The 11,479-nt window shown below is 64.8% G+C and carries 8 protein-coding genes; 4 read left to right on the plus strand and 4 right to left on the minus strand.

The annotated features are described in order from the left end of the window. Positions 1 to 129 precede the first annotated feature (129 nt). The 4 genes from Q8L25_RS26330 to Q8L25_RS26345 all read left to right on the plus strand — a co-directional run bounded on the left by Q8L25_RS26330 (position 130) and on the right by Q8L25_RS26345 (position 7,154). Positions 130 to 648 carry a sigma-70 family RNA polymerase sigma factor gene (locus Q8L25_RS26330; RefSeq protein ID WP_308922196.1) on the plus strand — a complete coding sequence of 173 codons (519 nt, stop codon included), beginning with the start codon at positions 130 to 132 and terminating at the stop codon, positions 646 to 648. Continuing rightward, positions 645 to 1,664 (plus strand): FecR domain-containing protein, encoded by a 1,020-nt coding sequence (locus Q8L25_RS26335; protein WP_308922197.1) that lies wholly within the window; start codon positions 645 to 647, stop codon positions 1,662 to 1,664. The genes Q8L25_RS26330 and Q8L25_RS26335 overlap by 4 nt, the downstream gene beginning before the upstream one ends. Positions 1,665 to 1,762: 98 nt before the next feature. Continuing rightward, positions 1,763 to 4,192 (plus strand): TonB-dependent siderophore receptor, encoded by a 2,430-nt coding sequence (locus Q8L25_RS26340; RefSeq protein WP_308922198.1) that lies wholly within the window; start codon positions 1,763 to 1,765, stop codon positions 4,190 to 4,192. Positions 4,193 to 4,721: 529 nt separating this feature from the next. Further along, on the plus strand, positions 4,722 to 7,154 hold the full coding sequence (locus Q8L25_RS26345; protein WP_308922199.1) for a membrane-bound PQQ-dependent dehydrogenase, glucose/quinate/shikimate family: 2,433 nt from the start codon (positions 4,722 to 4,724) through the stop codon (positions 7,152 to 7,154). 91 nt (positions 7,155 to 7,245) lie between these two features. Here the strand turns inward: Q8L25_RS26345 and Q8L25_RS26350 are convergent, their stop codons facing one another. The 4 genes from Q8L25_RS26350 to hemC are packed head-to-tail and all read right to left on the minus strand — an operon-like array spanning position 7,246 to position 11,386. Next, the gene (locus Q8L25_RS26350) at positions 7,246 to 8,412 is read right to left on the minus strand and encodes a heme biosynthesis protein HemY (RefSeq protein ID WP_374694328.1); all 1,167 of its coding nucleotides are present in this window, start codon (positions 8,410 to 8,412) and stop codon (positions 7,246 to 7,248) included. Positions 8,413 to 8,446: 34 nt separating this feature from the next. Continuing rightward, positions 8,447 to 9,601 (minus strand): uroporphyrinogen-III C-methyltransferase, encoded by a 1,155-nt coding sequence (locus Q8L25_RS26355; protein WP_308922201.1) that lies wholly within the window; start codon positions 9,599 to 9,601, stop codon positions 8,447 to 8,449. After that, positions 9,598 to 10,407, minus strand: a complete 810-nt coding sequence (locus Q8L25_RS26360) for a uroporphyrinogen-III synthase (protein ID WP_308922202.1) — start codon at positions 10,405 to 10,407, stop codon at positions 9,598 to 9,600. The genes Q8L25_RS26355 and Q8L25_RS26360 overlap by 4 nt, the downstream gene beginning before the upstream one ends. Beyond that, on the minus strand, positions 10,400 to 11,386 hold the full coding sequence (hemC, locus tag Q8L25_RS26365; protein ID WP_308922203.1) for a hydroxymethylbilane synthase: 987 nt from the start codon (positions 11,384 to 11,386) through the stop codon (positions 10,400 to 10,402). Before hemC ends, Q8L25_RS26360 begins: the two co-directional genes overlap by 8 nt. Positions 11,387 to 11,479 lie beyond the last annotated feature (93 nt).

The following is an 11,479-nucleotide window of genomic DNA, read 5'->3' on the forward strand; positions in this document are numbered from 1 at the left end:
AAGTACACGCCCCTTGTGCGACGCAGCAGCCCCAATGTGGCTATTTTGTCAAGCCAGTTTGCAACAGTGGCGCCGACGGCCCGGCAATGCTATGATTTGTAAATGAGAACCATTATTGTTTAATGCGCCGTGTCTTCCGCCCCTCACCTTTCCGCACCTGACGTCAGCGCCCTGTACAGCGACCATCACGGCTGGCTGCAGGGCTGGCTGCGCCGCAAGATGGGCAATGCCGGTGACGCCGCCGACCTGGCGCACGACACTTTCCTGCGCGTGCTGGCGCGCCGCGACATGCCCAGGCTGCTGGCGCCGCGCGCCTACCTGGGCGCCATCGCGCGCGGCCTGGTGGCCGACTTTTTCCGCCACAAGGATATCGAACGCGCTTATCTCGACGCCCTGGCCGCCTTGCCGGACGCGCATGCGCCGTCGCCGGAATCGCGCGCCATCGTGCTCGAGGCGCTGGTCGCCATCGACACCATGCTCGATGGCCTGAAGCCGGCCGTGCGGCAAGCATTTTTGCTGTCGCAGCTCGACGGCCTGACCTACGAGCAGATCGCGCGGCAATTGGGCGTGACCAAACGCACGGTCAGCAACTATATGTGCACGGCGATTGAACATTGCGTCGAACACTGCGATCCGCTGGCGCCATGAGTGAGCTGAGTGAGCTGATGACGGCGCCGCCGCGCGACGACGCGGCCGTGCGCAAGGAAGCCGTGGCCTGGTATGCGCGCCTGTGTTCGGGCAGCGCCGGCGACGCCGAGCGCAAGGCATGGCTGCGCTGGCATGCGGCGCACCCGGATCACCAGCGCGCCTGGCAGCGCATCGAGGCGATGCGCGCCACCTTGCAGCAGGCACCGGCCGGCATCGCTTCGCCGGTGCTGCGCGCCAGGCTGGCTTCCGGCGGCCAGGCACGCCGGCAAGTGCTGCGCAGCGTGCTGCTGCTGGCAGGCACCGGCACCGTCGGCTACCTGTCCTGGCAGACGGCGCAGCAGCATGGCCTGGTCCAGCCCTGGCTGGCCGATTACAGCACCGCCATCGGGCACCAAAAGCGGGTGCAACTGCCCGATGGCTCGCTGCTGATCATGAACACCGGCAGCGCGGTCGATGTACAGTTCGATATCCATACGCGGCGCGTGCGGCTGCTGGCCGGCGAAATCCTGGCCGAGACGGCCCGCCACCGGCAAGCTCCCGCCGCGCCGGCGGACACGCGCCCCTTCATCATCGAAACCAGGCACGGCGCCGCGCGCGCGCTGGGCACGCGCTTCACCGTGCGCCAGTTCGACGCTCACACGCAAGTGGCGGTGCTGGACGACGCCGTCGAACTGCGCGCCGCGCAAGCGCCTGCCAAGGCGGTCATCCTGCGCGCGGGACAGCAGGCACGCCTGATGGCCGGCGCCATCGACGCGCCGGAACAGGCCGACGAGAGCGCCGGCCTGTGGCATACCGGCAACCTGCTGGTCAACGACCGCAGCCTGGGCGAGGTGGTGGCCGAACTGGCCCGCTACCGCCGTGGCCGTCTGGTGTGCGACGCCAGGGTCGCGCAGCTGCGCATCTCCGGCGTGTTTCCGCTGGCAGACACCGACCGCGCGCTGCTGTTGCTGGTGCAATCGTTCCCGCTGCGCCTGCGCAGCGTGACGCGCTATTGGGTGACGCTGGAAGCGGCCTGAAAAAAAAATTCAGAAAAATTTTCATCTTTTTGTGTTTCGCACGGCCAGCAAGACAGAAGCAACACCAACCACCTGTCTATCATCTCACTGGGCCCATCATGCTTGATCACCGCTGCACGCTACTTCCCCTCGCCATCGCCATGCGTGGCGCCATGCTGACCATGGCGCTGTCGCTGCCGGCCGTCGCCATCGCCGCTCCGGCCGCCGCCACGGCGAAACCCTACCAGATCGCCGCCGGCCCGCTGGTCTCGGCCCTGAACCTGTTCGCCGCCTCGGCCGGCGTGGCATTGACGTATGACCCGGCGCTGGCCAGCGGGCGCACCTCGCCCGGCCTGCAGGGCACGCATACGCCGGGCTCCGGCTTTGCCGCGCTGCTGGCCGGCAGCGGCCTGGAAGTGGTCGACCAGGGCAATGGCGGCTATACCTTGCGCAAAACGGCGGGCGGCGAACAGACCCTGGCGCCCGTCAGCGTCACGGCCCGCGCCGAGGCGGCCAATGTCACCGAAAACAGCGGCAGCTACACCACCCCCGTGATGGGCACGGCCACCCGCATGGCCCTGTCGATGCGCGAGACGCCGCAGTCGGTCAGCATCGTCACGCGCCAGCAGATGGACGACCAGGCCCTGAACAGCGTGCCCGACATCCTGGAAAAAGTCGTCGGCGTGACCGTCGGGCGCAACGACAGCGAACGCGCCACCTTTTATGCGCGCGGCTATACCATCGAAAACTTCCAGTTCGACGGCATGCCCAATACCCTCGACAGCTCGAACCAGTACACCACGGCGATTGGCGACAGCGCCGTCTACGACCGGGTCGAAGTGGTGAAAGGCGCGACCGGCCTGCTGACCGGCGCCGGCAATCCGTCGGCCACCATCAACCTGGTGCGCAAGCGCCCGACCCGTGAATTTGCCGCGTCGGTGAATGGCAGCCTCGGTTCGTGGAACAAATACCGCGGCGTGGCCGATGTCTCCGGGTCCCTGAACGCGTCCGGCAGCCTGCGTGGCCGCGTGGTGGCCGCCGCGCAAAATGCCGACTCGTATATCGACTATTACCAGCGCGACACGCGCAGCCTGTACGCCATCGTCGAAGCCGACCTGGGGCCGCGCACCACCTTGAGCCTGGGCGTCGACTACATGCAGAGCCGCGCCGACGGCGCCACCTTCGGCCACTTGCCGCTGTTCTACAGCGACGGCTCGCAAACCCATTTTCGCCGCTCGCTGAACCCGGCCGCGCGCTGGTCGTACTGGGACAACGACAGCACCAATACCTTCGCCACCGTCAAGCACGCGTTCGACAACGGCTGGAAGCTGGACGCCGCCGCCAGCCATTTGAAACAGTCGAAAGACGTCTTGTACGGCTCGGCCTACAACGGCTACATGAACCAGCAAACCGGCGCCGGCATCCGCCTCTTGGGTGGGCCGCTGCCGACCCAGGCGAGCACCGACAGCGCCAACCTGGCCGTCACCGGCCCGTTCACCCTGTTCGGCCGCCAGCATGAGCTGATGCTGGGCGCCGGCTATTCGCGCCAGAACAAGGATGCCCAGATGTACACCAGCAGCCTGGTGACGGTGCCCGACTACCGGCTGTGGGATGGCAACCTGGTGCTGCCGACGCAGACAAAACGCGCCGACCGCGACACCACCATCACGGAAAAAGGCGTGTCGGGGGCCGTGCGCCTGCGCCCGCTTGACGATCTGTCGGTGATCCTTGGCGCGCGCGCCAGCTGGTATAAATTGTACGACTACCAGGTGTCGGTGGCCGGCGTGAAAAGCGTGTCGGACAACCTCGATGAAAGCGCGAAAGTGGTGCCGTATGCGGGCGTGGTGTATGACCTCAACACCACCTGGTCGGTGTACGCCAGCTACACCGACATCTTCAAGCCGCAGACCTATTACAAGGACGCCAATGACAGCTCGCTGGCCCCGTTGACGGGCAAGAGCATGGAAGCGGGCGTGAAGGGCGAATGGCTCGATGGCAAAATCAACGCCAGCGCGGCCGTGTTCAAGATCGAACAAAACAATGCGCCGCAATACCAGGGCATCCACAGCGTGACGGGCGGCGAAATCTACCGGCCCATCGCCGGCGTCACCAGCAAGGGCGTGGAACTGGAAATGTCGGGCCAGGTCACGCCGGCATGGAACCTGGCCGGCGGCTATACCTTCCGCACCTCGCATATTCCGCCGCAGCCCAACCTGATCCTCAGCGCGGTCAACACCAACCAGCCCAGGCACCTGTTCAAGCTGAGCACAGCCTGGACCCTGCCGGCCGGCTGGACCGTCGGCGGCTCCATGACCTGGCAAAGCGAGACCTACTACCAGCTGTCGACGGCCGCCCGCTGGCGCGCCACCCAGCCCAGCTACGCGGTGGTCGGCCTGATGGCGCGCTACCAGGTCAGCCCGCGCCTGTCGCTGGCGCTGAACGTCAACAACGTGCTCGATAAAACGTATATGCCCGGCATGGGCTCGTACGGCACCGGCGTATATGGCGACCCGCGCAATGCGCTGCTGACGGCCAATTTCAAATTCTGAGCCGGCACGCTCCATTTGAGATCATCGTTACCAACCATATAATACGCAGCATCACTTAAGTAATATTACCGACAGCGGCAATGCCATTCCAGGCATTGTCGTTTTTTATATCCGCCGCCCATTCAACGCCGGCCCTCCATTCCGTCTTCAGCACGCTTGCAATTAATGCAGCCATGTATGGCAACTGATTGATGATCGGGTCATTGCGACAGCCTGCCGCCCCCCGTGGCAACGCCAGCCGCCAATATCGCGGTGTCGTCTTTGCTCCATGAAAAACCACTTCTACAGCATGGTTTATTTTTATTTAAAATTTTTTTTGTTTTCAACATGATATTCACACCATATACAAGGAAATAAGATTTCCATTCAGCTCAAAAAAATTGATCAAGAAAAAGTAAATAAGGAATTCTGTTAAAATGAAGACCTTCCAGTGCAAGCAAGACTTCTGTATTCCTCTAGCCCTACCTTCACTCGATTCAACCTGACGCATACTCCGCGCCACCGATAAATCCTTGCAAAAAGGAGTATTATGATTCCCTCTGCGCGGCCGGGACTGTTACTGAAAGTCACCGGCATCATCTTTATCCTCTTCGGCCTCACCCTGCTGGGTGGCGGCATCTGGCTCGCCTCCCTGGGCGGCTCCTGGTACTACCTGCTGGCCGGCATCGGCATGCTGATTGCAGGCGTCCTCGTCTTCAAAGGCCGCCACAGCGCGCAAGCCTTCCTCGCCTTCCTGCTGCTGGCTACCCTGGCCTGGTCGCTGTTCGAAGTGAAATTCGACTGGTGGCAGCTGTTGCCGCGTCTCGATATCTGGTTTGCCGCCGCCGTCTGGCTGCTGCTGCCCTTCGTCAGCCGCCGCCTGGCTCCTGCCACGGCGCCGCGCCGGCAAGCAGGCAAGACCGCGCTGGGCGTGGCCGTGGCCCTGACGGTGCTGGCGGGCGTGATCGCCCTGTTCCAGGACTACCATGACCTGCACGGCGAAGTGCCTGCCGAAAACATGGCCGCCACCGCCGAAGGCGAACTGGCGCCCGGCGTCGCGCACGGCGACTGGTCCGCCTATGGCCGTTCCGGCTATGGTGACCGGTATGCGCCGGCCGGCCAGATTACGCCCGCCAATATTTCCGGGTTGAAGCAAGCGTGGACCTATCACACGGGCGACTTCAAGGGGCCGAACGACCCGGGCGAGATCGCCAACGAAGTCACGCCGCTGAAAGTGAACGGCATGCTGTATCTGTGCACGCCGCACAATATCGTGATCGCGCTGAACCCGGAAACGGGCAAGGAAATCTGGCGCCATGATCCGAAGATCAACCGCGATGCGGTCAGCTACCAGCACATGATCTGCCGCGGCGTCGCCTACTGGGATGTCAATGCGGGCCGTGCCAAAAACGATCCGGCGCCGGAAGCATCGGGCATGGAATGCCCGCGCCGCATCTTGGCGCCGACCATGGACGGCACGCTGATCGCCGTCAACGCCGATACGGGCGCTGCCTGCAAGGGCTTTGGCGACAATGGCGTGGTCAACCTGTACAAGAGCATGGGCATGACCAAGCGCGGTTTCCTGATGCCGACCTCGCCACCGGCCGTGTCGCAAAAAATGGCCGTGATCGCCGCCAGCGTGACAGACAACCATTCGACGGAAGAGCCATCGGGCGTGATCCGCGGCTATGACCCGGTGACCGGCAAGCTGGTCTGGAACTGGGACCCGGCACGGCCGGACGACACGGCGCCGATCGCCGAGGGCAAGCACTACGTCAACAACTCGCCCAACTCGTGGGGCGTGTCCAGCATCGATGAAAAGCTGGGCATGGTCTACATTCCGATGGGTAATGAAACCCCTGATACCTGGGGCGGCAACCGCAACAAGAACGGCGAGAAATACAATAGCGCCATCGTCGCGCTCGACCTGGCCAGCGGCAAGGTGCGCTGGGTCTACCAGACCGTGCACCACGATATCTGGGACATGGATATCGGCGGCCAGCCGACGCTGGTCGATATCGACACGCCAAAAGGCAAAATACCGTCGGTAGTCGCCACCACCAAGCGCGGCGACATCTATGTGATCGACCGCCGCGACGGCAGCCTGGTGGTGCCGGCGCCGGAAAAACCGGTGCCGACCGCCAATCCGGCCGCCGGCGACACGCTGTCGCCCACCCAGCCGTTCTCGGCCCTGACCTTCCTGCCGGAACGCCATATCAGCGAAGCCGACATGTGGGGCACCACGCCGTTCGACCAGCTGGCCTGCCGCATCACCTTCAAGGAACGCCGCTATGAAGGCCCATTCACGCCGCAGACGGCCGGCAAGGGCGCCATTATTTCCCCCGGCCCGCTCGGCATCTTCGAATGGGGCGGCGCAGCCATCGACCCGGTACGCCAGTTGCTGATCGTCAACCCCGACTACATGGGCTTCCTGGAAAAACTGGTGCCGCGCGCACAGACCACGGCCAAGGGCGGCACTGGTGGCGAAATGGGCTTGCAACCGCAGACGGGCGTACCGTTCGCAGTGGAAATCAAGGCTTTCCTGTCGCCGCTGGGCTTCCCCTGCCAGGCGCCGCCCTGGGGCTATGTGGCCGCCGTCGACCTGCGCACCATGAAAAAAGTCTGGATGCACAAGAACGGCACCACCATGGACAGCGGTCCCGTGCCGATTCCGCTGCCGCTGGGCGTACCGAGTCTGGGCGGCATGGTCACCACCGGTGGCGGCGTCGCCTTCCTCAGCAGCACGCTCGACTACTATATCCGCGGCTATGACGTGCGCAACGGCAAAGTGGTGTGGAAAGCGCGTCTGCCTGCCGGCGGCCAGGCCACGCCGATGAGCTATATCTCCGACCAGAGCGGCCGCCAGTTCGTGGTGGTGATGGCCGGCGGCCACGGCTCGCTGGGCACGAAGATGAGCGACACGCTGATCGCCTATGCCTTGCCGGAAGGTACGCCTGCCAAGCAGGCTGATACGAAGAAATAAACAGCGCACGCTGATGGCGCCCCTTGCGGGCGCAAAAAAAATGCCGTTCAGTGCAAACTGAACGGCATTTTTTACGACCTGAACAACTGATTTACAGGATGGTGGCCAGCGCGCACTGCCGGTAATGCGCCGCCGCCTGCTCGGTCTGTTGCAAGGCGTCGTGCATCTGCGCCAGTTTCAGGTGGGCGTCGCGCACCATGCGCGGGTCGCTGGCGTCGGACAGGGCCTGCTCCAGGTGGCGCTGGGCCTTGCCCCACAGTTTCTGTTTCAGGCACAGGGAGCCTAATGTGAGCGCCAGTTCGGCGTCCAGCGGACGCTGTTTCAGCCACTGTTCGCAATGCTCGATCTGCAGCAGCAGCGCCGGCGTGCCGGACGGCGCGGCCGCTTCGCGGTAGACGCGCACCACGCGGTCGTCCCAGTCGGCGCCCAAGGACTCTTCGCACACCAGCCGCGCTTCGTCGTGCAGGCCGCGCGCGTTCAGGGCGGTGGCGGCGCGGCAGGCGATATATGGTTTCACTCGGTCGCTGGTCGGCACCGTCGACCAGACGCGCATCAGCGACTCGGCGTCATGCGTGCGGTCCGACAGCAGATGTTCATAGGCCAGTTCGCGCAGGCGCGACGACAGCGCCGGATGCAGCGCGCGGTGCTTGTCGAGCGAGCGCACCAGGCGCAGCACTTCGGGCCAGTTCTTCGCCTGCTGCTCGGCTTTCAAGGACCATTGCAGGGCGTGGATATGGCGCGTGCCGCTGGCGTTCAGTTCGCGCACGGCGGCCAGCGCCGCTTCCGGCTGGTGGTCGTCGACCAGCAGTTCGGTGACCGTCATCAGGCGCGCGGTCTTGAGCGTCGCATCGCCTTCGACCCGGGCCAGCCAGCTGTCGCGGCGTTCAGCCTGGCGCATGCGGTGCGCGGCGCGCGCGCCGATCAGGGCGGCCAGGCCGGCGTTTTCTTCCAGTTCGGCGGCGCGCAGGGCGGCTTTTTCGGCGTGGCCGAAACGGCCTTCGAACAGCGCCTTCAAGGCTTCGCGCAAGCCCTTGTTGCCGTCGCGTTCACGCTTGCGGCGGCGGTAAGCGGCCACTTCGGCCGGCATGCGCACGGTGGCGCGCAAAGCCCGCAGCAGGAAGTACAGCACCGCGAACAGCGTCACCTGCAGCAGCACGAAGAAGTTCAGCGACAGGTCGATGCGGTAAGGCGGGTAGAACAGCACCACGTTGCCGGGGTTGAAACGGGCCGTCACGGCGATACCGATCGCCGCGGCCATCAGGGCGAGTAACCAGAGAAATAGACGCATGGGCTCAGGACTTCGCTTTGTAGTTGCGCACAGCGGTCAGGCTGTCGGACAAGGTCGGCATTTCGATGGTCAGATTGCTGGCCTGCACCTGGCGCAGCAGGCCTTGCGCCGTCTGCGTGGAACGCGCGCGCGTGTCAAAATACTTGGCGATGCCATCCTGGGCCGCGATCAGGTCGTTCCTGAACGCCGTTTCGTTGCGCGACAGCAGCGCCATGCGCGCGTTCAGCAGGCGCAGCTTGATGTTCTCGCGCAAAAAGTAGGACTGCGTCGGCGACAGCATCAGCGCTTCCGGCGTATCGACGCGGCGGATGCGGATCAGCTGGCGCACGTCGTTCCACATGTCGCCGCTCCAGGTATCCCAGCCACTGCGCACTTGCTGCAGCAGCGGTTCGGGCGCCGGTGGCCCCACCAGCTTGCCGGCAGCATTGCGTACCGGCTTGCCCGGTTTTTCCGGCGCGGCCGGCAACGCCGGCGTTTCGTCGGACAGCATCGGCAAGGCGTCGATCTGGGCGATCACGGCGTCCAGGCGCAGCGCCACGCCGGTCGAATCGACGCTCGGCAAGGCTTTCAGCTTTTCCATGTCGCGGCCGATGGCGCGGCGGATGGTGATGAATTGCGGCTTGTCCGAACGCGACAGGCTGCGGTCGGCGTTTTGCAGCGCGATCAGGGCGCCCGGCACGTTGCCGGCCAGTTGCAGCTGCTGGCTGGCGGTCGACAGCACTTGCTCGATTTCCGTCAGGGCCCATTCGTCGCGGTTCTTCGACAAATCGTTATACAGCTGCTCCAGCGCCAGTTGCTGGCTTTGCGTTTCGCTCTGGCGGTTTTCCAGCGCGCCCACCTTGATCTGCAGTTCTTTGTTGCTTTCCTGCACATTACGCGCGACCACGCCCGTTTCGGCGTTGCTGATGTCGCCCTTTTGCAGGCGCTTGGCCACTTCCTCGCGCAGGTTGCGGATCTGCTTGCTGCTCGACCAGCTTTGCGCCGCCAGCAGCACGGCCAGCACGATGACGGCGATGCTCATCGGCTTTTGCAGCTGCTCCAGCAGGGTCGGTGCGCGGCCATAGGGGACGCCGCCCGGTTGATCGGCCGCCTGCGGCGTCGTCAAGACGGCGCTGCCAGGCGTTGGAGTCGGTTCTGAGTGTGTAGGCATTTCGTTCATGGTCGTGATTGTAACGCGGCGAGCACGCCTGCGTCGCCAGATCCTGTCAAGGTCACATGGGCAAAGCCCAGCTCGGCCGCAGACTGTGCAATACGGGCATGCGGCACGATCAAATGCTGTTGTTTCATTTTTACAACAAACGCCGTTTCCCCATCGATTTCCTTATCCATTTCAGTAAGCAGTGACAGCAAGCCGCGCAGCGCTTCCGAGCTGGTGATGATCCAGTCATGATTATGCTGCAACAGCTGTTCCAGGGTCGCCCGCAAGGCTGGCGTCAGCGGCGGCACGGCGCGGCGGTAGGCGGTGACGAAGTCGACCTGGGCGCCGGCCGCGCGCAAGCCGTCGGCCAGGAAATCGCGGCCGCCGTCGCCGCGCACGATCAGCACGCGCTTGCCGCGCAGGGCCGGCAAATCCAGCGCCAGCAGCAAGTGCTCGGAATCGCTGCGCGCATGCTCACCGGGGCTGGTGATGCTGGCGTTCGATGCGTTGACGCCATGCGCGGCCAGGGCCAGGCGGCTGCCCTCGCCTACCACCGCCAGCGCCACGCCGCCCGGCCAGGCGGGCAAGTGGGCAAACACGCAGTCGATGGCGTTCGGCGAGACAAAGGCGACCAGCGCATAATCATCGAGGCGCGCCAGCACACTTTTCAACTGTGCGCATTCTTCCTGCCCGTCGAGCGCACGGATTTCCAGCAGCGGCAGCAGTGCCACTTTCAACCCCAGCGCGGCGATGCTGGCGGCCAGCGGCCCGGCTTGTTGCGCCGGCCGCGTGATCACCACGCTGGCCGTGGCCGCAGGGTCAGGCATGCAGCGCCAGGCCTTCGTGCTGGTCGGGCGTCACCGCGCACGAGGCCAGGATGGCGGCGGCGTCCTGCGCGCGCAGCAGTTCGGCCACGGCCTCGCCCAGCTGCTCGGGTGCGCCAGCTTCGCCGCTGACGTCGGCGCTGGCCATGCGGGCGCCGTCCGGCGTGGCGACCATGGCGCGCAGGCGCATCTGGCCGCCATCGACGGTGGCAAACGCGGCCAGCGGAATCTGGCAGCTGCCGCCGAAGATCTTCGACACCTTGCGTTCGGCCGTGACGGCCTGCTCGGTCGCCTGGTGATTCAATGGCGCCAGCAAGGCGAACAGGTCGACGCCGTCCGTGCGTTCGCTCCTGATCTCGATCGCCATCGCGCCCTGGCCGGCGGCCGGCAGGCTGTATTCAGGGTCGAGCACGGCGCGAATGCGTTCTTCCAGGCCCAGGCGCTTCAGGCCGGCGGCGGCCAGGATAATGGCCGCGTAGTCGCCGCGATCGAGCTTGCCCAGGCGCGTGTCGAGATTGCCGCGCAGCGGCAGGATGGTCAGATGCGGGTAGCGCGCGGCGATCAGCGACTGGCGGCGCAGGCTGCTGGTGCCGACCACGGCGCCGTGCGGCAGCGCATCCAGGCTGGCGTAGTCGTTCGATACAAAGGCGTCGCGCGGGTCTTCGCGTTCGAGGATGGCGGCCAGGCTGTAGCCTTCGGGCAGTTCCATCGGCACGTCCTTCAATGAATGCACGGCCAGGTCGGCGCGGCCTTCGTCCATCGCCACTTCCAGTTCCTTGACGAACAGGCCCTTGCCGCCTACCTTGGACAGCGCGCGGTCGAGGATCTGGTCGCCGCGCGTGGTCATGCCGAGGATTTCAACGCTACACTGCGGATACAGCGCGGCCAGGCGCGCGCGTACATGCTCGGCTTGCCACATGGCCAGCCGGCTTTCGCGCGAGGCGATCACCAGCCTGGCCGGGACGGATAATTCGGGGGACATTTCGGATGAGTTCAACACAAGTTCTTTCGCTGTCGTTGTTGTTTCGCCGCTGGCAATGCCACTCTTTTGTCGGGATCGCGCGCGGCGTCGCTA

The organism is Janthinobacterium sp. J1-1 (assembly GCF_030944405.1).
GTDB lineage: Bacteria > Pseudomonadota > Gammaproteobacteria > Burkholderiales > Burkholderiaceae_D > Janthinobacterium.